A 22,520-nucleotide genomic window follows, 5' to 3' on the forward strand; every position below is an offset into this window, starting at 1 on the left:
TCGCTGCTGGAGAGGGCAGTCACGTGACCGACGTCGTTCGTATCGGGAGGGCTTCGGCCGGCGCTGACCCACGCCGTCTCCTCAGTCTGCTCCCGGTGCCGGCGTGAGGAACTTGTTCGCGGCGGGGTAGAGCCATGGGCTGTGGTCACCGGCTTCGAAATGGTCGATCGCGATCAGGGCGTCGGCCGCGGTCTTGCAGCGCGGATGCCGCGTGGCGAAAGCGGCGATGCGGGCTCGCTGGGTGGTAAGCCAGGTGGCGATCTGCTGGGGGTCGCCGTCGTACCACCACGCGAACAGGTGTTCCTTCCAGAGGAGGCCGGTCGCCCAGTCGAGGGCGAGGCGGACGAGTCCGGCGTCCGCCTCGGGGCCGGCGAGTCCGGCGATGTGCCGGAGCCACGGCTCCATACCGCCCGTTGCCTCGGCTATTCCTTGCAGGAGCTCGATCGTGTCTGCCGGGGGGCGTCCATCGACCAGGGCGATCGCCAGCAGCGCCCGGGAGGCCTGTTCCACGGCGGCGCGTTCGGGTGCGGGCCAGTCCATGAGCCTGGCCCCGTGCGGGCCGAGGTGAGCGAGTTGCTCGGAGGGATCGGCGGCGCCCTCGCCCTTCGGCCCCCAGTGGCGCAGCGCACGCGGCATGAGACGGCGCCACAGGACGGAGTACTGGTCCGTCTCCCAGTGGCCGGCGACCTCACGCATGAAATGCCCGAGGAGATCTTCCGGCACGGCAGCGGGATCGCCACCGAGGAGGCGCAGTTCCGGCTCCGGGGTGCAGTACGTGCACCCGTCCACCGGGCGGTCGAGCGCCGGAGGTGAGGCGAAGACCCGGTCGGCTCCGGCCAGCGCGTGCCGCCACATCGTGTACGGATCGGGGTCCAGCAGATCGGGCATGGTGCGACCTGCCGAGGGGACTCCGCACAGGGGAACCTGGCGAAGAGCGGGACTTACCACTGGGCGACGCCCGAGGTCCCTCCGCCTCACATCCGGGGTCGGCGCCAACGGCGTCCCCCGGAAGCGGAGTTGAGCGAAGAGAGGGATCACGTGGTGGGCGTCGCCGAGGCGAGGCGTTCGCGCAGGGTCGCCGCGAACTCCTCCGCCCGGGCCAGCTGGGTCCGCAGGTCCCGTACGCGTTCGGCGGCCGTGCACTCGAAGGCGCGTACCCGCTCGACGTATTCCTCCCGTTCACCGGCGGGCAGGTCCTCCGCCGAGTCCAGGCGGTCGGTGGCGTACAGCAGCTCGCGCATCTGTTCGAGGGTGAAGCCGAGGGGCTTCATGCGGCGGATGACCATCAGGCGGGCGACGTCGGACTCCGTGTACAGGCGGAAGCCACCCTGCGAGCGGGCGGAGGGGACGACGAGACCGGCCTCCTCGTAGTGCCGGATGGTACGCAGGGACAGCTCGGTCCGCGCGGCGACCTCGCCGATGTGCATGTGCTTGCCGTCCACGTTCCCGCTCCGGTCCCTGGGTCTTCCCCGGTGGCGCCGCACACCGTCCGGCCCCGGTCTCAACTCTAACGTTGCGGTAGAGTTGCCGGTGGTGAGGTCGGCTGGACCGGCCTCTGCCTGTGTGCGGTACCGGGATCGATGCCGCCCCCGGTCGAGACTGCCGAGCCCTGCGGGAGAGACGCGTGCGCGAGCCGATGGCGCCCCGCGCCGACGCCTGCCCGCCGTGATCGTCCGCCCCTGACACCGGCCGGGCCGCGCGCGCAGCCGCCGCCGGTCACCGCCCCGCCTCGAAGACTTCCGGCCCGCGTACGGCGGACCGACCGCGGCCTGCCGTACGGCCCGCCGCTTCCCTCCGCGCCCCGCCAGGCCGCCGCCCGGGTGCGCCCGAGCACGACAGGTACCGCGTCCTTGCCATCTTCTCCCCCCTCCTCTCCCTCCTCTCCCTCCTCCCGCTTCACGCCCGCCGGGCTGCTGCGCGGCCCCGGCCGGCCCGCCTGGCTGTCGCCCGCCGTGTTCCGCACCGAGGCCCTCGCCGGCCTGGTGGTCGGTCTGGCCCTGATCCCGGAGGCGATCTCCTTCTCCGTCATCGCCGGCGTCGACCCGAAGGTCGGGTTGTTCGCCGCGTGCACCATGGCCATGGTGCTCGCCTTCGTCGGCGGGCGGCCCGCGATGATCTCCGCCGCCACGGGTGCCGTCGCCCTGGTCATCGCGCCCGTCGTCCGCCAGCACGGCCTGGGTTACCTGATCGCCACCGTCATCCTCGCCGGTGTCTTCCAGATCGTCCTCGGCGCGCTGGGCGTGGCCAAGCTGATGCGGTTCGTGCCGCGCAGTGTGATGGTCGGCTTCGTCAACGCGCTGGGCATTCTGCTGTTCACGGCGCAGATCCCGAATCTGCGGGACGTGCCGTGGGCGGTCTACCCGCTGGTCGTCGGCGGCCTGGTGCTCATGGTGCTGTTCCCCCGGCTGACCAAGGCGGTGCCCGCGCCGCTGGTGGCGATCGTGATCCTCACCGTGATCACCGTCGCGGCCGGGATCGCCGTGCCGACGGTCGGCGACAAGGGGAAGCTGCCGTCCTCCCTGCCGGTGCCGGGGCTGCCGGACGTGCCGTTCACGCTCCACACCCTCACCGTCGTCGCGCCCTACGCCTTCGCCATGGCCCTGGTGGGGCTGATGGAGTCGATGATGACCGCGAAGCTGGTCGACGACCTCACCGACACCCCCTCCGACAAGTCCCGCGAGGCGGTCGGTCAGGGCATCGCCAACATCGTCACGGGCTTCTTCGGCGGCATGGGCGGCTGCGGCATGATCGGCCAGACCATGATCAACGTCAAGAGCGGGGCCCGCACCCGCCTGTCGACGTTCCTGGCCGGGTTCTTCCTGCTCATCCTGTGCATCGTCCTCGGCCCCGTCGTCTCCACGATCCCCATGGCGGCCCTGGTCGCCGTCATGGTCCTCGTCTCCGTCGGCACCTTCGACTGGCACTCGGTCAAGCCGACGACGCTCAGGCGGATGCCGGTCGGTGAGACCGCCGTCATGGTGATCACCGTCATCGTCGTCGTCGCCACCGGCAACCTGTCCATCGGCGTGGTCGTGGGTTCCCTGACCGCCATGGTGGTCTTCGCCCGCCGCGTCGCCCACCTCACCGGCGTCACCTCGGTCACCGACCCCGACGGCACCCAGGTCGTGTACGCCGTCACGGGTCAGCTCTTCTTCGCCTCCTCCAACGACCTCGTCACGCGGTTCGACTACGCGAACGACCCCGACAAGGTCGTCATCGACCTCAGCGGCACCCATGTCTGGGACGCCTCCTCCGTGGCCGCCCTCGACGCCATCGAGACGAAGTACGCCCAGCGGGGCAAGCACGTCGAGATCATCGGCCTGAACACGTCCAGCGCCCGCCTCCACGGCGAACTCAGCGGCGAACTCACCGCGGGTCACTGAGCGGAAGCACCGGTCCACTCCTGCGGGTGCCGGGCCTCCCGTTCCCGGAACAGCGGGCATCCAGGGACGTCGCCAGTTCCAGAGCGCATCGGCGACGGCCCGCAGCCTCACGCGCCAGGCGCGCCGGGGACGCACGTCCGGCGGGAAGGGTGCGGCCACAGCCATCCGTACCGGCGGCTCCTGCCGACGATGTCACCACTGCACACGACTGCCGCCAGCCCCGCCAGTGGTACTCCGAGTGCCGTCAGGAGCACCGGGAGAACGCCGCCCTCCGCGCCGACCAGGACCTCGCCGAGGAAGAGCGTCCCGGTCACGGTTCCCCTCTGAACCGAAAGTGTTCAAGTGCGGAGGGGCGGCAGACGTCGGGACCGGTTCACAGCGCGGCGGTGCGCGACGCCCTGTGGGCCGTCAGTGCCCAGATCACCCAGGCGTCCAGGCCGATGGAGATGATCGCCCACAGGGGCAGGTACGGGAGCCAGAGGAAGTTGGCGATGAGGCTGATGCAGGCCATGAAGACGCCCATCACGCGGGCCCACAGCGCGTCCGTGAGGAGGCCCAGGCCGGTGGCGGCGGCGATGATGCCGACGATCAGCAGGACCCAGCCCCAGGTCGTCAGGTCGAAGCGGTAGACGTAGTCGCCGATGCGCCCGTAGAGGGTGTCGGACGCGAGGGCCGAGATGCCCTTGAGGATGTCCAGCAGACCGACCACCAGCAGCACCACCCCGGCGAAGACGGTGCCGCCCGCCGCCCAGGGACTCGTTCCGCCCCGGTCCGCGGCGTGGTTCTCGGGGTGCGGGCCCGGTGCTGCCGGCTGCTGCGTCATGATGTCGGCCTTCCTGCGGTCGGATGCGTCCACCATGTGCGGCGGCAGGGCGTCCCACCAGCGGGAGACCGCCGGACGGGTGAGTCCGGGGCGGGGAGAGAGGGACACCGGCACCCCTCACCGGCGCCCCCTCACCGGCACCCCACCTCTACGCCGTGACCTCATCCGCCTCGGCGCCGTCGCCTCATCCGCCTCGGCGCCGTCACCTCATTCCACCTCTATCCCGTGGTCCTCGACCAGTTCGAGCAGGCCGCCGGCGTAACCCCTGCCGCCGAGGACGAAGTCCCAGTCGTCGGTGGACCTGCGGCGGAAGGAGCCGAGGACCAGGGCGGTTTCGCCGGGGCGGCCGTCGGAGACCTCCAGGCGGCCCAGTTCCGTCAGGGCCGGGTCGAGCAGCCGGATGCGGGCGTCGGTGAAACCGGAGAGGTCGGCGTCCGGGTCCGCCTCCGGGTCGACGGCGGCGACGAGGACCAGCCGGTCGCAGTGGGCGGGGAGCGCGTCGAAGGAGACCCGCAGGGCCGCCTTGTCCGGGGATGTGGCGGCGACCGTGCCGACGGAGCCGTCCGGGGTGCGCGGGTTGTTGTAGAAGACGAAGTGGTCGTCGTCGAGGACCCGGTTGCCGCGGCAGACGAGCGCGCACACGTCCAGCGCGACACCGCCGGACCAGGACATGCCCAGGATGTTGTAGTCGTCGCAGGCCGGGGCCGCGGTGCCGGACGGGAGGGTGGGCGCCGGTTCCGGCGCCGGCGTCCGGCGGGGGTCGCCCAGCCGGCCGCGCAGGCCGTGCCGGTGCAGCAGGTCGACGAGTTCGCTGCCGGAGACCAGTTCCAGCGGCTTGCCGTCCGCGAACGTGTGCGAGCCCGGCCCGAACTTCGACGTCGTCACCAGGACACCCTTGTTGGCACCCTGGTCCTGGACGGTGCCGTACAGGTCGCGTACGGCCGTGGGCGGCACGGTGTTGCGGTACCGCTTCACCTGGACGACGATCCTGCCGCCCGTGATCGGCGCGGGGTCCAGCGCGTCCACGTCCACGCCGCCGTCGCCCGAGCGCTGGGTCGTCACCGCCTGCATCCCCATCGCACGGAAGAGGTCGGCGACGAGGGACTCGAAGACGAGCGGGTCCATCGTGTACAGGTCCGGCTCCTCGTCGCCCTCGCCGCCGTGGGTGACGACCCGGCCGCCGTGGCCGACGTCCTCCGGGCGCCTGCCGGGGCGTACGGCGGCGAGCTGGTCGGGCCTCGCCGTCAACTGGCCCCTGAGCGCGTCGGTGAGGCAGCTGACCGGGTCCACCTGCTCCAGGTGCAGCCCGCCGAAGGTGGAGCGCGGCGCCATCACGGTCGCCAGCGGGATGCGGCCCTGCCGGCCCGTCGCCGGGTCGTGGGCGTCCACGAAGCCGTTCAGCGCCACGGACTCCAGCGCGCCGAACGCGCGGTCGGCGGCGAAGAGTTCGTGCAGCACCAGCAGCAGGCACTGGGCGACGACCTCGCGGTACAGCGCCCGGCACTGCGTCACCGGACGGGCGCTCTCCCTGTCCTCGTCCGAGGCGGCCACGTAGCGGACGGACTTGGCGGCGGGGACGACGTCGTACCCCGGCAGCTCCCAGTCCAGCACCAGTTGGCCCGCCGGGGCGTCGTAGGCGGCCGAGAGCTGCCGCGGGAAGCCCTCGGGCCAGGCCGTCGACGCGTACAGGGCGGCGGAGAAGTACTCGACCACCGAGTCCGGGTCACGGCGCCGTACCCCCTCGGCCACCTCGGTGACGCCCGCGTTGTGCCGGCGCACCTCGGCGAGCCGGGAGGCGGCCCACTGCTCGTACTCGCGCCGGTAGGCCGCCAGTTGTTCGCGGCGCCGGGCCTCCGCGGCCTGCGCCGCGTACCAGTCCTGCTCGAACCGGGCGCGCGCGTCGGCCTCCGCCTGGGCGCGGCGGCCCGCGGTCCAGCCGCCCTGCGCCTGGTACTGGTGGGGCTGCGGCATGGGTACGGGCTGGGCGAGCGGCCCCGGCGCGAACGGCTCCACCTCTTCCGGGCGCCGCAGCGCGGCGGCCGTGAAGGCGGGTGCCCCGACCCCGGCGGCCAGCAGGCCCTGCAACGCCGCGACCCGCGCGTCCAGTTCCTCGGTCCGCCGCCGGGCCTCCGCCTGCCGGTACTGCCGGTGGTCCTGGGCGGCCCGTCGCTGGTAGGCCTGCGCCTGCCGGACCTGTTCCCGGCGCCGCCTGTCGTCGGCCTCCCGCTGGCGCTGCTGCTGCCGCTGCGCCTCTGCCCAGACACCGACCAAACCAGTAGAGCGACGACTCATGCTCCGCAGGCCCCCTCCCCAGGACACCGGTACAGCCAAGCATCACCGGTCACCCCCACGGCCGGTTCATCAGGCGACTCTATCCCGGGGCGGGCGGAGCCATCGCGCGGTCGGGGGAGTCCCGGGCGGCCTTCAGGGGGCGGGGGCCGGCCGGGTCCGCTCACCCGCCTCACCGGCCTCGCCCGGCTCCTCCGCCTCGGTCCCGGCCGTCGCCGGGGTGCGCCGGGCGGCCGCCGCCAGGGCCAGGGTCACCGCGGCCGACGCCGCCGCCAGCACCGTCATCGCCGCCGCGGGTGAGGTGACCTGGGCCACCGAGCCCGCCAGGGACGCGCTCAGGCCCTGCAGGGTCAGCATCCCGGCCGAGTGCAGCCCGAGGGCGTGACCGCTCAGGTCCGCGGGGGTCAGGGTCATCAGCCGTTCCTGCTGGACCAGGCTCGCGCCGAACCCGGCGGAGGCGACCGTCACCAGGCAGGCGGCCACCGGTACGGGCGGGTGGAGGGCGAAGAGCAGGTACGGGGCGGCCAGGAGCAGCAGCAGGGGCGTGGCGGCCCGCCTGCGCGGGGCGGGCGGCAGCAGGCGGCCCACCGTGAGGTCACCGGCCAGCATGCCGAGGGCCGCGCACGCGAAGAGGGTGCCCGCGGCCCCCGGGGCGTAGGAGACGTACAGCGCCTCGCAGCCGACGACCAGGCCGTTGGGCAGCCACAGCCCCAGGTAGGTCAGGCGGCGCGGCCGGTCGGACCACAGGCGTGCGTTGGTGCGCCAGGTCGCCGCGACCGACGGGCGGCCCTGGGCGCGGGGCGGGCGCCGGCTCAGACCGAGGCGGACGGTGGCGGCGGCCACCGCGTACAGCGCGGCCGACAGCAGCAGCGACAGGCGCGGGGAGACGACCGTGACCAGGGCGCCGCCGACGGCGTACCCGGTGATCTGCATGACGCCGCTCATCATGTTGAACACCGAACGCCCCAGCAGGTAACCGCTGTCGCCGCCGTCCGCGAGGATCTCGTGCAGCAGGCCCCAGCGGACTCCGCCGCCGAGCGAGGCGACCAGGCCCTGGCCGAGGACGACGGCGAACAGCGCCCCCAGCGGCAGGCCCGGCAGCGCGAGCAGCGCCGTGCCGGCCGTGAAGGCGAGCGCGAGACCGGTCAGGGCGCGGCGCGGCGGCAGCCGGTCGGAGCCGGACAGGAACAGGGTGGCGCCCAGCACCTGCGCGAGGGACTGGCCGAACATGCTCACCGCGGACAGCAGCGGTGAGCCGGTGGCCCGGTAGACGAGGGTGCCCAGCGCCAGGCCGCTCATCGTCTGGGCGGCGGTCTGGGCGGCGGCGGACGAGAAGAGCGGGGTGAACTCGGGGGTGCGGAACAGGTCCTGGTAACTGCGCATGCGCCGGAGTCTGCGGCGGGCGCGCGGGCGCTCGTTATTGTTTCGCGCGGGTGCGAAACCTCCGCACCCGGCGGGAGGGCGGGCGGCACGTGGGCTGGTGGCAGGTCAACGCGGACACGCTCGCCGGGAGCCGGTTCGTGCTGTCGCCGCTCGCCGAGGCCTTCGCGAGCCTGATCCTGCTGCACAAGGGGGCGGGCGGGTACGCCGGCGGGCACCCCGGCGAGCAGGCCTGGCTGCGGGCCCACCTGCCCGCCTACCGGGCGCTGCTGGCCCGTGACCCGGTGACCGCGCTGCTCGTGCGGGCGGGGCTGGGCCGGGAGTGGATCGCGGACTTCCTCACGCCCACGCCGCGGGAGCGGGAGTCCTTCGCCGAGGGGGTGGCACGGGTGCGGGCGGCCGACCCGGCCGCCGCCCGCGCGCACCTGCGGACCTCGCTCGCGGGAGCCGTCCCGGCGGAACTGGAGCGGGACGACCTGCCCGAGCGGGCGGCCGGACTGCTGGAGTACGTCTGGACCCGGGCCGTGCGGCCCTCCTGGGACCGGCGGCGGCGCGTCCTCGAGGCCGATGTCGTGGCGCGGACGGCGCAGATGAGCCGGGGCGGCTGGGCGGCCGTGCTGGACGCCCTGCGGCCGGGGACGCGCTGGCTCGGCGAGAACCGGTTCCAGGTCAACCTGCACGAGTATCCGCCGCGCGAGATCTCCGGTGCCCAGCTGCTGTTCGTGCCGGTGACGCCGCAGCACGGCTGGGTGGCGTGGGACGAGTCCGAGCACCGGTACGCCGTCGTCTACCCGTGCGCGGGGGTCCTGGCGGCCGGTGCGGGCGAGCGGCGCCCGGCCGTGCCCGCCGCGCTGGGGGCGCTGCTGGGCGGTTCGCGGGCGCAGGTGCTGGCGCTGCTCGGTTCACCGCTGAGCACCACCCAGCTGACCGCCGTGACCGGGCAGGCGCTGGGGTCCGTGGGGCGCCATCTGCGGGTGCTGCTGGACGCGGGACTGGTGGAGCGGCGCCGGGCGGGGCGGTCGGTGCTGTACTCCCGCACGGGCGCGGGCCAGGTCCTCCTGGCGGCCGCCGCCGAGGACGCCGGGTCCGAGGAGGACGCGGGGTCCGAGGAGGACGCCGGGGCCGAGGAGGACGCCGGGGCCGAGGAGGACGCGGGGGCCGACCGGGCCACGAGGTCCGGCGGGGAGCCGGTCACGGCACCAGGGGCCGGGCGACGACGGGAACGTGACGACAGGACCTAGCATCCGTACATGACCACTGACAGCAGCAACGGCGGCGCGGCTCCCCAGGGTTCTCCCCTCGAGGTGGAGATCGGCGCCCTCCAGGGCGGTTCCGCGGACCTCGGGCAGTACGCGGGACGGGTCGTCCTCGTCGTGAACGTGGCGTCCAGGTGCGGGCTCACCCCGCAGTACGCCGGACTCGAAAAGCTCCACGAGCGGTACGCGGACCAGGGCTTCACCGTGCTCGGGGTGCCCTGCAACCAGTTCATGGGGCAGGAGCCGGGCAGCGCGGGCGAGATCGCGCAGTTCTGCTCGGCGACGTACGGCGTCACCTTCCCGATGACCGAGAAGGTCGAGGTCAACGGGGCGGGGCGGCACCCGCTCTACGCGCGTCTGACCGGCTTCGCGGACGCCGGCGGGCACAGCGGGGACGTCCGCTGGAACTTCGAGAAGTTCCTGATCGGGCGGGACGGCGAGGTCGTCGCCCGGTTCTCGCCGCAGACCGAGCCGGACGCGCCCGAACTGGTCGCGGCCGTCGAGGCCCAGCTCGGCTGAGCCCGGGGCGGCTGAACCCGGGCTGGCTGAGCCCAGGCCGGCGTTGCCCCCGGGGCACGGGCCGGTCTTCTGATCGCCGGGCGGGACGGACCGTCCGGTGACGGAGGATGGCACGGTGGACGGGGACGACGAAGAACTGCTCACCATCGGCGCGTTCGCGGCGCGCTCCCGGCTGTCGGCGAAGGCACTGCGGCTGTACGACCGCCTCGGGCTGCTGGCACCGGCGCACGTCGACGAGGCCAGCGGCTACCGCTACTACCGCGCCGCCCAGAGCGAGCGGGCCCGGCTCGTGGCGCTGCTGCGCCAGCTGGACATGCCGCTGGCCCGGGTGGCGGAGGTGGTCGCGGCGGTGGACACGGACGGCGCCGGGGCGGCCGGTGTGCTCGCCGCGTACTGGGCGGACGTCGAGAGCCGGGTGGCCGGGCAGCGGACCCTCGCCGAGTACCTCGGTGCACGGCTGTCCGGGAGGGACAGCGACATGTACGGGAAGTTCGTGGTCGAGACGGTGGACGTGCCCGAGCAGGTGGTGATCACCGAGACCCGGCACACGCTGGCGGGTGAGCTGCCCGCCTGGATCGGGGCGTCACTGACCCGGCTGGAAGCCGCGGCGCGCGCGTGCGGGGGCGTCACGGCGGCGCCGTACGTCGTCTACCACGCCGAGGTGTCCATGGAGAGCGACGGTCCCGCGGAGTCCTGCGTGCCGGTCGCCGACGAGCGGGCCGCGCGGGCGTGGGCGGCGGCCGGGGGGCGGTCCGGGGAGACGGCGGTGCGCGTCGAGCCCGCCCGGCGGCTGGCGTACACCCGGATCACCAAGGCCCAGGTGGCCCATCCGCAGATCCTGGCCGCCTTCGGGGCGGTGGAGCAGTGGATCGCCGCGCGGGGCCTCACGCAGGCGGGGCCGTGCCGCGAGGTGTACTTCACGGACTGGGGCGCTGCGGGGCCGCAGGACCCCGTGTGCGACGCGGCCTTTCCCGTCGGGTGAGGCGGGGCCGGGGGAGCCGGGCCGGGCCCCGGTGCCGGCTTTGCGGCCCGCTGCTCACTTCGCCGGCTTCAGCTCGTCCGGGCACGGGGTGCCCCGGGGGAGCTGGTAGGGCGCCGCCAGCCGGTACGTGCCGGTCTTCGGCGCGAGCAGCGTCGTCCACTTGTCGCCCCTGGCGTCCTGCGGTGTCTCCGCCAGGCACCCGTTGACGTTGTCGAACGTCTTCGGCGTGCCCTTGATCCGGTGCTTGGACGCCTCGGTCTCCTGCGGCGCCTTCAGGCTCTTGCCGTGGTCGTCGACGAGGCTCAGCCACGGCGAGTACGGGATGCGGATGAGGACGCGGCCGGGCTTGCGGACCTCGATGGTCAGCTCGCCCTGCTCGGCGCGGTCGACGACCGCGTTCGGCTCGGCCAGCGGCGTGGGGTCGGTGACCTTGAACAGCTGCCAGTTGGCGTCGCCCCAGACCTGGCTGAGGTACGGCATGCCCCGCTGCACGAGCGCCCGCTCGCGCTGTCCGCCGTCGCCGTCGGGCTCGCCCTTGGGCAGCACCACGTAGTGGACCGCCCAGCGCTGCAGCCACTCGTGGTAGTTGGCCGAGTTGAGCGTGTCGTCGTAGAAGAGCGGGTTGCGCTCCATGTCGGCCTGGCGGTTCCAGCCGCGGGCGAGGTTGACGTAGGGCGCGAGCGCGGAGGCCTCGCGGTGCGAGCTGGCCGGGACCACCTCGACCCGGCCCTTCTCGGCGCCGGCCTTCTGCAACTGGTTGACCAGCGGTGCCAGCTCGCGCGACCAGGAGGCGGCGGGCGCGGTGTGGACGATGTCGTCCACCGTCTTGACGCCGATCCAGACGCCGAAGCCGGCCAGGGCCAGCACGGCCGTGTACCACTTGCGCGAGCGCGGCACCGTGAAGGGCAGCGCCGCCACCAGCGCCGTCCCGGCGAACAGCATCGCCAGCCGGGTGATGTTGGAACCGATCTGGGAGCTGATCACCCAGACCCCGACCACCGACAGCGCGTACACCCAGGAGGTGATCCGCACCGTCTTCCACTCCCGGGGGACGAGGACGGCGGCGAGGACGGCGTACAGCAGCGGCAGGGACGCCGAGCCGAAGCCCATGGGCTGGGTGCCGGAGAAGGGGAACAGCAGCGCCGAGACGGCCACCACGACGCTGGGCGCGATACCGAGCGCCCAGGCGCCCGGGCGGCGCTTCTGGAGGAACAGGGCGACCGCGACCAGGCCCACGAACAGTCCCGCCACCGGTGAGCCCATGGTCGCGAGCGCGGCCAGCGGGGCCGCGACCAGTGCCTTCGCCCAGCGTCTGCGGCGCCAGCGGTGCGGCCAGCAGAACACGGCGGCGACCGCGCCGAGCGCGAACATCGTGCCCAGACCGAACGTCACCCGGCCCGAGATCGCGTTGCACAGCAGTCCGAAGACCCCGGCCAGCGCCGCCCACAGCGGGTTCCTGACCACGCGGCTGCGCAGGAGTATCAGGGTGAGCAGACCGGAGGAGACCGTGCCGGCGATCATCATCGTCGTCCGGACGCCGAGCACGGACATCAGGTACGGCGACACCATGCTGTAGGAGACCGCGTGCATACCGCCGTACCAGGCGAGGTTGTACGCCGAGTCCGGATGCCGGCCGACGAACTCGGCCCAGGCGTCCTGCGCGGCGAGGTCGCCGCCGCTGTTGGCGAACGTGAAGAACCACACGATGTGCAGCACACCGGCCAGGCCGGTGATCGAGAGAACGGGGTGTGCGAGCATCCGCTCGCGCAGCGCCATGACGGCGGCCCGGGCGCGCGGCCACCGTCCGGCACCGGAGGCCGCCTCACCGTCCGGATGCGTCCGGTCGCCGTCCGTGCCCGTCGGATGCGAACCTATTCGCGGGCCGCGCGGGCCCGGATCGGCGTCGTCGGCGCGTGTCGGCTCCGCAGTGGCCACCTGAAGGCACTCCCCGTGTCCCGTCCTCTGTTCGCGGCCTCGTCCCACGACCGGTGACGTGCCCGATTCGTGACGCTAGCACGCACCCCGCCGGGGAGCGCCCGGGTGGGGCTCTGCGACGGGGTGCGCGCGGGCTCGGGAAGCCCCGGCACACGGGGTGCCGGGAGCACGTCAGCCCAGGCGGGTCAGCTTGTCCGTGAAGCCGGGCTCGCTGAGGTCCGTCTGCAGGGCGACCGGGACCCTGACCGCACCGCCCGCGCCGCCTTCACCGACGGTGAGCGTGCCGACCTTGGTGCCGGCCTTCGCCGAGTGCGGCACCTGGTCGGGGGCGAAGGACACCTTCACCTGCGAACCCGCCCAGCCGACCGCGGTGACGTCCTCGGTGACCACGACCGGCGTGTGACCGCCGAGCCGGTCGTCGACGTACCCGACGACGTCCCCCTTCTTGAGGATCTTCGCCGAGGTCAGCGCACCCTTGGCGGCCTCCAGGGCGGTCTTGCTGACCTGGTTGACGGTCGTCAGGATCGGGCTCTTGCGCTGCCCCAGGATCGCGCCGACGACGGTGACCGTCTGGCCGCCGACCTTCTTGCGGGCGGCGAAGAGCAGGTTGCCGCCGGCCGCGGTGGTGCTGCCGGTCTTGATGCCGATCGCGCCCATCCGGTACGGCAGTTCGTTCCAGTTGGGCCAGTTCTTGCCGGACGGGTCCGTCCAGCTCGCCGCGCTGGTGATGGCCACCAGCGCCGGGTTCTTCACGACCTGGTCGCCGAGCTTCACCTGGTCCTCGGCGGTGGAGACGGTGGTCTTCGTCAGGCCGGAGGGGTCGGTGTACGTCGTGTTGGCCATCCCCAGCTCCTTGGCGGTGGCGTTCATCTTCTTGACGAACGCCGCCTCGGACCCCGCGTCCCAGCGCGCGAGCAGCCGCGCGATGTTGTTCGCGGACGGGATCATGACGGCGGACAGCGCCTGCTTCTCGGTGAGGGTCTGGCCGGCCTTGACCGTGTTGAGCGTCGACTCGTCACCGGTCTTGTCGTAGCCGCCCTCCTTCTCCGCCTGCGGGTCGATCTTGATCTTCGGACCCTCCTGGCCCACCTTCAGCGGATGGTCGCGCAGGATGATGTACGCCGTCATGGTCTTGGCCACCGATCCGATGGGCGCCGGCTTCTGCTCGCCGAAGTGGTCCATCGTGCCGACGCCTTCGACGTCCATCCAGCCCTGGCCCTCACCCGGCCACGGCAGGGTCAGCTTGCTGCCCTCGAAGGTGTAGTTGTCCTTCGCGGTGAGCGCGAGGCCCGGCGCGGGCAGCGGGCGCAGCGCCTGCACGATCGCGAAGACGACCAGGAGGAGCAGGACCAGCGGGGTCCAGATCTTCACCCGGCGCACGGTGGTGCGCAGCGGGGTCTCCGGCGGCGGCGGCGTGTTCGTCAGCTCGGCCAGCAGGTCCAGCGGGGGCTTGGGGGGCAGCGGCTGCTGGGTGGTGGGCTCGAAGCCGGGCCGGTGGTTGCGGGCGGTGGGGGTGGGGGTCGCGGCGGGGGCCGCGGGCGCGCCGGGCGCGGTCTTCGGGGCGTCGTCGAGGGGCTTGAGCGCGACGAACTTGCTGGTGCGCTCGGCCTCGGACTCACCGGCCCCGGGGGCGGGCTTCGGGGCGGAGCCGCCGTCGGCCTGCCGGGGGCCCTTGGCGGCGCCCTCGGCCGCCGTGCCGCCCTTGGCGCCGGTCTTCGCCGCGTTGCCCGCGTCGGTCTTCGGCGCGGCCTTGGCGCCGGTCTTCGGCGCGTTCTCCGCGCCGCTCTTCGCCGCGTTCTTCGCGTCGCCCCTCTGTGCGCCGCCCAGCTTCAGCATGGTGGTGGGCTGGTCGACGGCGGGCCTGGGCGCCTTGAAGACGGCGGTGGGCGTGTCGACGGAGGGCTCGGCCTCGGGCCCGGACGCCGCTTCGGACTCAGGCGTCTTGGAGCTGGGCGTCTTGGAGCCGGACGCCTGGGCGTCGGTCGTCTTGGCGTCGGGCGTTTTGGCCGGGGCCCCGGGCTCTGCCGTCTTGCCGGCCTCGCCGGACTTGCCGTCCTTGCCGCCCTTGTCGCCTTCGCCGTCCTTGCCGTCCGCGGCACGCTGGGGAGCGGCCGCGGGCTCGCGGTCCTGGCCGTCGGTGTCGGCCTCGGACTCCCCCTGGGAGTCGGACGCGTCGGGCTCCTCCGTCTCGCCCGCTTCCGCGGCCGTCCCGGCGTCCTTGCGGCCGTCGGAGTCCTTCCGGTCCCCGGATTCCTCGGTTCCCTCGGAGTCCACCCACGCGGCCACGGCCGCCCGCAGGCGCGCGTCGCCCGGGGCGGCGGCACGGTCGCCTCCGCCCCCGCTCTCCGCGTCCTCCGTGTCGCCGCGCCCCTTCTCGTCCTCGTTCTCGTCGGCGCCCGCCGCGCCGGAGACCGCCGCGCCCGCGCCCCCGGACTTCCCGGCCGTCCGGACCGCCTCCGCGGCCCCGCCCCCGGACTCCTGGGACTCCCCGGACTCCGGATCGTCCTGCGCGTCCGTCACGACGTTCCGCACCGAGAGCACCCGCGTGGCCGTGTCCACGCCACCCCGGCTCTTCGCCGTACCGGACCCGCCGGGCCCACCGGACGCGCCGGACGTCGTACCGGACTCGCCGGACCCCCCCGCCGGCGCGAGGCGAGGATCACGCGCCTCGCTCCTGGCCCCGGGAACCGGACCCGCGCTCCCCGACGTCGGTTCTGCCGACGACTCGCGCTGCTTCGACCTGTCGGGGGACTCGCCCGCCACCGATGCCTCCTCCATGTGCCGCACGCCCCGCGTGCCGCTACGAACCGTGAACCGCCGCCCGCACGACAGCCGTACCGACCGGCCGGAGCAGTGGCCCCACGACCGCCTGCATCACGCGGTCGCACCGCTGTCCGAACCATGTACCAGTGTCCTGTGTGCGGACCAAACCCAAGCGGAAGACGAGAACGACATACCTACTGGTTCCACTACGAACCGGTCACGCACCCTCGACAGACCAATGTGAGAGGGGTCACCCTGTCATTCATCCACGCGGGGAGGCATGGATGGGCAGGAGCCGCAGAACACTTCCGGAGGAGCTTCTGTTGCTCGCACTGGACCCGGCCACGGGTACCACTGCGCAGCCGCAGTCGCTCGACCTGGGTCTGGCCGGAGCGCAGCTAGTGGAGCTGGCGCTGGCCGGACGGATAGCCCCGGACGGGGATCGTATCGCCGTGGTGGTGCCACGGCCGACAGGAGATCCGACTCTGGACTGCGCGTTGGAGTTGCTGCGAAGGCGCGGCGCTCCGGTACGGGCCGTCCACTGGATCGGCGGGCCCCGTCTCGGGCTCCGCCAGACCTATCTCTCGCACCTGGAGAGGTGCGGCATGGTGCACGCCGTGGCCGGCCAGATGTGCGGGGTGCTGCCGACGACGCGCTACCAGGCGACGGACAATGTGATCAGCCGGGAGATCAGGGCCCGGCTCGACTCCGCGATCCGCACCGGCGTACCGCCGGACCCGCGGACCGCGGCGCTCGCCGCGCTGGCCCACGCGGTCGGCCTCGGCAAGCACCTGTATCCGGGCAACGAGGGGCGTTCGTCCCGCTCCCGGCTGCGGGACCTGATCCGGCACGATCCGATGGGCGGTCTCGTGGCGCACGCCGTGATGGACGTGCAGAACGGGGTGGCGGCCCAGCCGCGCCGCGGCCCGGCCTCGGCCGGCGGACGGCAGGCCACGGCCGGCGGCAGGCCCGCGCCGGAACCGGCCCACGGCGTTCCGATGCAGCCGCAGCGCGCTGCGGGCTCCATGGCGCGCGCGGTGGCGCACTGAGCAGGAAACGGCCACCGGGCCGTCGCGGCGGCGAACGCGGACGCGGCAGCAGAAACGTCACACGGCACGATCCCGCAGGGCACGGTACGCCCGGCCCCGCGCCGCACCGCACCCCGAGCACCACAAGCCGCGAACGCCCGGGCACCGCAACCGGCAGGCACCCCAAGCTCCATGAGCACCGGAACCGGCACCACGAGCATTGAAAAGCACCACGAGCACCACGAGCACCGCAAGCACCGCAAACAGTCACAACGCCGCACCGCAGTCCCCTGAACCGGTTCGGGAGCCGCTGGTCCGGGCGGGGCGCGGGGCCGTCAGGTCCCGTGTCCCGCCCGGCCGTTCACCGCGGCGCCGAACCGGCGCGCGGGCAGCGCGGATCGCGCCGCATATCCGGCGTTTCCCAGCGGCGGCAAGCACCTTGGTGGCAATCTGCTCAGCAGCAGATACGCAAAGTAGAGGCATGCAGCCGGAGGTGCACGTCCCGTGGCGTCCAATGTCAATCCCACCGTCAGGCGGCGCCGGCTGGGCCAGGAGCTGCGCAGGCTCCGCGAGCTCAAGGGCATGACGGCCGAGGAGGTGGCGGAGCGACTGCTGGTGTCGCAGTCGAAGATCAGCCGCCTGGAGAACGGCCGGCGCAGCATCAGCCAGCGCGACGTCCGCGACCTGTGCGGGGTCTACGAGGTGGAGGACCACCGGGTCGTCGATTCGCTGATGCAGATGGCCAAGGACTCGCGCCAGCAGGGCTGGTGGCACTCCTTCGGCGACATCCCGTACAGCGTCTACATCGGCCTGGAGACGGACGCGGCCAGTCTGCGGGTGTACGACCCGCAGGTCGTCCCGGGCCTGTTGCAGACCCGGCAGTACGCGGAGGCCCTGATCGCCGGGGCGCTGCCGGAGACCGCGCCCGCGGACATCGAGAAGCGGGTCCAGGTACGGATGCGGCGGCAGGAACGAATCTCCGCCGCCGAGAACCCGTTGCGCCTGTGGACGGTCCTCGACGAGGCCGCGCTGCGCCGGGCCGTCGGCAACCGCTCGCTGATGCGCGAGCAGCTGGAGCACCTGGTCGAGCAGTCGCAACTGCCGCACGTGACGGTCCAGGTGATCCCCTTCGAGATGGGCGCGCACCCGGGTCTGAACGGGCAGTACGCCATCCTGGAGTTCCCGGACACGGCCGACTCCAGCGTCGTCTACATCGAGGGCGTCACCAGCGACCTGTACCTGGAGAAGGCCAACGACGTGCAGAAGTACAGCGTGATGTACGAGCACCTGCGGGCGCAGGCGCTGAACGTGGAGCAGTCGCGCGAGTTCATCGAGAAGGCCGCGAAGGACTACGCGCGCTGAGAGCGGGGCACGGTACACCGTCGACCACTGGCGACGGAAGAGCCGTTGGAATATGCCATCCGGTCGAGTGAAGGGCCGCCTCACCCATCGGGCCCGGCGGGTAGCGTCGATCACGCCATCGAGCAACACCGTTGGCGCAAACCGCGCTGTGGGTTCCCCGAACGCGTCGTGCGGTGACCGCAATTCCACCCCTCACTCGCAATCCGGAGCAGAAATGGCAATTCGTCAGGGCGCCACGGAGACGTGGACCAAGTCCTCGTACTCCACGGGCAACGGCGCGTGCGTCGAGGTCAAGTCACCGGTCGTCGCGACCATGGCGGTCCGGGACTCGAAGGTCCACGAGGGCCCGGTGCTCGGCTTCCCCGCCGACGCGTGGAACTCCTTCGTGGCGTCGGTCAAGGCCTGAGAGGGACAGGTCCTCCGGTCCTCACGCGACGCCCCGCACCACCACAACTGAAGAGCAGTACCGCAGGCGCGAGCAGCAGGACCGCGCGCGCCGCACGCAGAGCCCCCTCGACCAGTTCGCCGTCCTTGCCGAGGGGGCTCCGCCATGCCCGCCCCGAACCGCCCGCCGGCTCGTCACCGCCCGCCGACCGACTCACCACCGCCGGCCGGCCCGCCACCGCCTACTGGTCGACCCGCCCCCGCCTGCCGACCCACCCTCCCCCACCCTGCCGGCCCTCGCCGGCCTGCCGACCGGCCTTCCCCGACCCGTCGCCCACCCTCCCGGTCAGTTCACATGGATGAACCAAGGTCAGCAAGTCGAATATTTTTGCCCGCTCTTGACCTTCCGCTTTCTTGTCGCGCCCACGTCACCGATCCCACGATGAGCGGGCACTTCGCGGCCTTCCTCGCCCCTACCCCGCTCAGGCGAAGTGCCAACCGGATGAGCGGAGTTCACAAGGCGGACCCTGGAAGGGGGGCACATGAACAGTCTCGACTGGGCCGTGCTCATCGGCTACTTCGGCGTGATGGTCGCGATCGGCGTCTGGTCGCACAAACGGGTGGGCGACGTCAGCGACTTCTTCACCGCCGGCGGCAAGATGCCCTGGTGGCTGTCCGGCATCTCGCACCACATGTCCGGCTACAGCGCGGTGCTGTTCACCGGGTACGCGGGCATCTCCTACACCTACGGCGTCACCTCCTTCGTCACCTGGTCGTTCCCCATCGCCCTGGGCATCGCCATCGGATCGAAGCTGTTCGCGCCGCGCATCAACCGGCTCCGCTCCCGCCTGCACGTCGCCTCCCCGCTGGAGTACCTGAAGAACCGCTACAACCTCTCCACGCAGCAGGCGCTCGCCTGGTCCGGGATGCTGCTGAAGATCGTGGACGTGGGCGCGAAGTGGGCGGCGATCGCGACCCTGCTGTCCGTCTTCACCGGCATGAGCCTCAACCAGGGCATCCTGATCACCGGCGCGATCACCGCGGTCTACTGCACGATCGGCGGCCTGTGGGCGGACGCGCTCACCGAACTGGGCCAGTTCGTCATCCAGTTGCTCGCCGGTGTGTCGATGTTCGTGGCCGTCGTCCTGAAGCTCAACGACAAGGGCATCGGCTTCCTCGGCGCCTGGGACGAGCCCGCCCTGCACGGCCACGGAAAGCCGCTGGTCGGCCCGTACGGCACGGTGTTCCTGCTGGCGTTCCTCTTCATCAAGCTCTTCGAGTACAACGGCGGCATGCTCAACCAGGCCCAGCGCTACATGGCCACGGGCAGCGCCCGCCAGGCCGAGCGCTCGGCGCGGCTGTCGGCGGTCCTGTGGCTCGTCTGGCCGGTCGTCCTCTTCTTCCCCATGTGGATGTCACCGCTGCTGGTCCACGCGAACAAGCCCGACGGCTCCGACTCCTACGCCCTGATGACCGAACAGCTCCTGCCGCACGGCCTGCTGGGCCTGGTCATCGTCGGCTTCTTCTCCCACACGATGGCCATGTGCTCCTCGGACGCCAACGCCATCGCCGCCGTCTTCACCCGGGACGTGGCACCCGTGCTGTCGCGGCGCGCGCGGGCCTGGGGCGCGCGCAGCGGACTGGTCGCCGCCCGCGTGACCACCGTCGTCTTCCTCGGCCTGTCCATGGCGGTGGCCACCCAGGTCGACTCGCCGACGTTCAAGGACATCATCACGGTCGTCATCAAGTGGGTCGCGGGTCTGATGGGTCCGATCGCCATCCCGATGATGCTCGGCCTGCTCCGCCCCTTCCGCCGCTCGGGCCCGACGGCCGCGCTCACCAGCTGGGGCCTGGGCCTGCTGGCCTTCTGGCTGGTGAACTATCCGGTCAACTGGAACGTCGACGGCGGCGTCCCGCTCCAGTACCAGGTGTCGATCCCGCTCGCGGTCTCCCTGGTCCTGTACATCGTCATCGGTTACGTCAGGCCGGAGGACACCCCCGAGCGGCTCGCGGTCATCGAGTGGGTCAACACGGACGGGGACGGCGACGGCGGCACCGCGGCGGCAGCGGCGGTACCGGCCCCGGCGGGCGCGGGCGACGACGTGGTCGGCACCCAGCCCTCGTGACCGGCCGCTCTAGGCGCCCCTGGGATAGCGGGCCAGCCAGCCCGGGGCCGACCCGGCGGGCCCGTGCAGGGCGGGCCCCTGGGTCATCTCCATCGCGAAGTCGTCCGCCAGGACCAGCAGGGTCGGACGGCCCTCCAGCTCGGCCAGCCAGGCCGGCGGGAGGGCCGTCTCGCCGTGCAGGGCACCGAGCAGTCCGCCGGTGAGGGCCCCGGCCGCCCCCGAGGGACCGCTCTGGTTCACCGCCAGGCACAGCCCGTGGCGTACGTCCTCGCCGACCAGCGCGCAGTACACCGCGACGGCCAGGACGCCCTCCGCGGCCCCCTCCCCCGCCAGCTCCTCCACCCGCGCCGGACCCGGCATGCCCTGGCGCACCGCGCCCAGTGCGTGCTGCAGCGCGTCCGAGACCGGCTCGTGGCCCGGCCGTACGGCGAGCAGCGCCAGCGCCTTCTGCACGGCGGCGTCGAGCCCGTCCCCGCGGGCGAGCGCGTGCACGATCACGGCGTAGGCACCGGCCGCGAGCCACGCCGTGGGGTGCCCGTGGCTCTGCGCCGCGCACTCCACGGCGAGCTGCACCACCAACTGGGGCTCCCAGCCGACCAGCAGCCCGAACGGCGCCGACCGCGCCGCGGCCTCGGGCCCCGCCTCGCCCGGGTTCTTCGGCGCCTGGAGCGTCCCCATCGTCTCGTCCCCGAAGCCGCCGAGCAGCGCCCGCGTCGGTTCCCGCCGGGCGTACAGCCACTCCTCGCGGGCCAGCCAGCCGTCCTCCTCGCGCCGTTCGTCGGGCCCCCAGTCCCGCTGGGTCGCCGCCCAGCGCAGGTACGCCCGGTGCACGTCGGTCGGCGGGTGCCAGGCCCCGGTGTCCCGCCGCACCTGCGCCCGGATCAGCCCGTCCACGGAGAACAGCGTGAGCTGGGTGAGGTGCGTGACGGTGCCGCGCCGGCCGTGCGCCGCGACGAGGTCCACGACGCCCTCCGGCCCGTGCGCCTCCCGGACCGCCTCGTACCCCAGCCCGTCCACCGGCGCGCCGAGCGCGTCCCCCAGCGCGACGCCGAGCAGCGTGCCCCGCACCCGCCCGCGGAAGTCCTGCTGCTCGGCACGCCCCCAGACGATCCCGGCCGTCGTACCCACCCAGACCTCCCTCACGGCACCGTCCGTCCGTACGACGCTCGGCACTGTAGTCGAACGGGAACGGTGTGTTCAGGGGATGACCGGGGGGGCCGGTGGAGCTGCTGTGGCGGGGGCCCGTCCGGCCGGACACCGCCCCTCGCCCCGGCCGCAGGCCGTGACGCACCGCGCCACCCGGTGCCCGGCCGGGTCCGCCCCGCCGGCCCTCAGCAGCCCGGCCGGCTCCCGCCACGGCGGCCCCGCGGCCGGCGCCCCCGAACCTGCCGACCGCCAGGGGGAGTTGGAGGCTTCCGGCCACGGGATCGCAGACCCGCAGGCGTTCCGCGCTCCGCCGGGCAGCCGCCTGCCGCCCGGCGTGCCGGGGCGCCTCGGCGCCCAGCCGGTCCCGCCTGTGCCGTCCTTCCCCTCGCTAGGGGACGACCCCCTCGCTAGTGCTGTGGCCGGGAAGGTTTGCCGGGAAGCTCGCGGCGTCCGGTGCGGTGCATCGCAAGGCGGAGCATGACCCGCGTACTGGACGTACTCGGGTGATGCGACAACGCGGCGAGGTGCCGTGCCGGGCGTCGCGAGCCGGTGAACCTTCCCGGTCACAGCACTAGGGGACGACGACCACGCGCGTCCCCTTGTCCGCGAACGCCCACAGGGCCGCGCCGTCCTGCTTGCCGGTGCGGACGCCGCCCGTCTTGATGCCCTCGGCGACCGGCGGCGGCGAGGAGCCGTCCACGGCGTTGCTGAAGGCGACGAAGACACCGGACTTGCCCGCGAAGTACAGGATGTGCTCGATCTCCACCCCGTCCGAGCCCTTCGTGGGGTCGGCGACCCGCTGGGAGATCGCGTAGGCGCCCGGGTCGGGGCTGACCGTGCCGGGCCAGACGGCGAAGGTCCGGGTCGGCATGCCGCGCACGTCCATCAGCCAGACGCGCTTCTGCCCCAGGGAGTAGACGACGCGGCGGCCCGTGCCGGAGTCGGACGGCGGCGCGGGCGGGGCCGTGTGCCTGGGGGGCGCCGCCGGGGAGTGCCTGCCCGCAGAGGCCGACGCGCTGGGGCGCGGGGAGGCGGCGACGGGGTGCCCGCCCTGGTCCGCCTGGGCCGCCAGCGCCCCGACCGCGACGACCGCCGCGGCGGTCAGGCCGCTGACCCAGGCCCACGAAGGTATTCGGGCAGGCAT

At 73.2% G+C, this 22,520-nt stretch carries 17 protein-coding genes; 8 read left to right on the forward strand and 9 right to left on the reverse strand.

The window, feature by feature from the left end; genetic code table 11:
- Positions 1–81 precede the first annotated feature (81 nt).
- Both ABZ719_RS04915 and ABZ719_RS04920 read right to left on the reverse strand, forming a co-directional pair.
- On the reverse strand, positions 82–888 hold the full coding sequence (locus ABZ719_RS04915; RefSeq protein WP_366723809.1) for a hypothetical protein: 807 nt from the start codon (positions 886–888) through the stop codon (positions 82–84).
- 146 nt (positions 889–1,034) lie between these two features.
- A complete protein-coding gene (locus ABZ719_RS04920; RefSeq protein ID WP_366723810.1) occupies positions 1,035–1,442 on the reverse strand; it encodes a MerR family transcriptional regulator in 408 nt (135 codons plus the stop codon).
- A 408-nt stretch (positions 1,443–1,850) separates the two neighbouring features.
- On the opposite strand from ABZ719_RS04920, the gene ABZ719_RS04925 reads away from it, so the two are divergent.
- Positions 1,851–3,383, forward strand: a complete 1,533-nt coding sequence (locus tag ABZ719_RS04925) for a SulP family inorganic anion transporter (protein ID WP_366723811.1) — start codon at positions 1,851–1,853, stop codon at positions 3,381–3,383.
- 373 nt (positions 3,384–3,756) lie between these two features.
- On the opposite strand, the gene ABZ719_RS04930 is transcribed toward ABZ719_RS04925, so the two are convergent.
- The 3 genes from ABZ719_RS04930 to ABZ719_RS04940 form a co-directional block, all read right to left on the reverse strand.
- A complete protein-coding gene (locus tag ABZ719_RS04930) occupies positions 3,757–4,314 on the reverse strand; it encodes a hypothetical protein (protein WP_366723812.1) in 558 nt (185 codons plus the stop codon).
- Between the two features lie 99 nt (positions 4,315–4,413).
- Positions 4,414–6,498: a restriction endonuclease gene (locus tag ABZ719_RS04935; protein WP_366723813.1), complete on the reverse strand. Its 2,085-nt coding sequence runs from the start codon at positions 6,496–6,498 to the stop codon at positions 4,414–4,416.
- 132 nt (positions 6,499–6,630) lie between these two features.
- On the reverse strand, positions 6,631–7,878 hold the full coding sequence (locus tag ABZ719_RS04940) for an MFS transporter (protein WP_366723814.1): 1,248 nt from the start codon (positions 7,876–7,878) through the stop codon (positions 6,631–6,633).
- 89 nt (positions 7,879–7,967) lie between these two features.
- Between ABZ719_RS04940 and ABZ719_RS04945 the strand changes: the two genes are divergently transcribed.
- The 3 genes from ABZ719_RS04945 (at position 7,968) to ABZ719_RS04955 (ending at position 10,632) form a co-directional block, all read left to right on the forward strand.
- Entirely contained in the window at positions 7,968–9,116 is a 1,149-nt protein-coding gene (locus ABZ719_RS04945) for a helix-turn-helix domain-containing protein (protein WP_366724018.1), read from the forward strand.
- Positions 9,117–9,125: 9 nt separating this feature from the next.
- Complete coding sequence (locus ABZ719_RS04950) at positions 9,126–9,650, forward strand: glutathione peroxidase (RefSeq protein WP_366723815.1); 525 nt, start codon at positions 9,126–9,128, stop codon at positions 9,648–9,650.
- Between the two features lie 97 nt (positions 9,651–9,747).
- Entirely contained in the window at positions 9,748–10,632 is an 885-nt protein-coding gene (locus ABZ719_RS04955) for a MerR family transcriptional regulator (RefSeq protein WP_366723816.1), read from the forward strand.
- A 54-nt stretch (positions 10,633–10,686) separates the two neighbouring features.
- Here ABZ719_RS04955 and ABZ719_RS04960 read toward each other — a convergent pair whose 3' ends face one another.
- Together ABZ719_RS04960 and ABZ719_RS04965 are read right to left on the reverse strand one after the other, a co-directional pair.
- Positions 10,687–12,567 carry an MFS transporter gene (locus ABZ719_RS04960; RefSeq protein ID WP_366723818.1) on the reverse strand — a complete coding sequence of 627 codons (1,881 nt, stop codon included), beginning with the start codon at positions 12,565–12,567 and terminating at the stop codon, positions 10,687–10,689.
- A 171-nt stretch (positions 12,568–12,738) separates the two neighbouring features.
- Positions 12,739–15,345: a D-alanyl-D-alanine carboxypeptidase gene (locus ABZ719_RS04965; RefSeq protein ID WP_366723819.1), complete on the reverse strand. Its 2,607-nt coding sequence runs from the start codon at positions 15,343–15,345 to the stop codon at positions 12,739–12,741.
- A 269-nt stretch (positions 15,346–15,614) separates the two neighbouring features.
- On the opposite strand from ABZ719_RS04965, the gene ABZ719_RS04970 reads away from it, so the two are divergent.
- The 4 genes from ABZ719_RS04970 to ABZ719_RS04985 all read left to right on the forward strand — a co-directional run bounded on the left by ABZ719_RS04970 (position 15,615) and on the right by ABZ719_RS04985 (position 20,230).
- Complete coding sequence (locus ABZ719_RS04970) at positions 15,615–16,379, forward strand: GPP34 family phosphoprotein (protein WP_037859387.1); 765 nt, start codon at positions 15,615–15,617, stop codon at positions 16,377–16,379.
- Between the two features lie 483 nt (positions 16,380–16,862).
- A complete protein-coding gene (locus ABZ719_RS04975) occupies positions 16,863–17,720 on the forward strand; it encodes a helix-turn-helix transcriptional regulator (RefSeq protein ID WP_037859385.1) in 858 nt (285 codons plus the stop codon).
- 214 nt (positions 17,721–17,934) lie between these two features.
- On the forward strand, positions 17,935–18,126 hold the full coding sequence (locus tag ABZ719_RS04980; protein WP_366723820.1) for a DUF397 domain-containing protein: 192 nt from the start codon (positions 17,935–17,937) through the stop codon (positions 18,124–18,126).
- A 520-nt stretch (positions 18,127–18,646) separates the two neighbouring features.
- Positions 18,647–20,230 carry a sodium:solute symporter family protein gene (locus tag ABZ719_RS04985; RefSeq protein WP_366723821.1) on the forward strand — a complete coding sequence of 528 codons (1,584 nt, stop codon included), beginning with the start codon at positions 18,647–18,649 and terminating at the stop codon, positions 20,228–20,230.
- Between the two features lie 9 nt (positions 20,231–20,239).
- Here the strand turns inward: ABZ719_RS04985 and ABZ719_RS04990 are convergent, their stop codons facing one another.
- Together ABZ719_RS04990 and ABZ719_RS04995 are read right to left on the reverse strand one after the other, a co-directional pair.
- Positions 20,240–21,358 carry an ADP-ribosylglycohydrolase family protein gene (locus ABZ719_RS04990; RefSeq protein WP_366723822.1) on the reverse strand — a complete coding sequence of 373 codons (1,119 nt, stop codon included), beginning with the start codon at positions 21,356–21,358 and terminating at the stop codon, positions 20,240–20,242.
- A gap of 589 nt (positions 21,359–21,947) precedes the next feature.
- Positions 21,948–22,520 carry a hypothetical protein gene (locus ABZ719_RS04995; RefSeq protein ID WP_366723823.1) on the reverse strand — a complete coding sequence of 191 codons (573 nt, stop codon included), beginning with the start codon at positions 22,518–22,520 and terminating at the stop codon, positions 21,948–21,950.

Origin of the sequence: Streptomyces sp. NPDC006743 (assembly GCF_040703815.1) — a bacterium.
Taxonomy (GTDB): domain Bacteria; phylum Actinomycetota; class Actinomycetes; order Streptomycetales; family Streptomycetaceae; genus Streptomyces.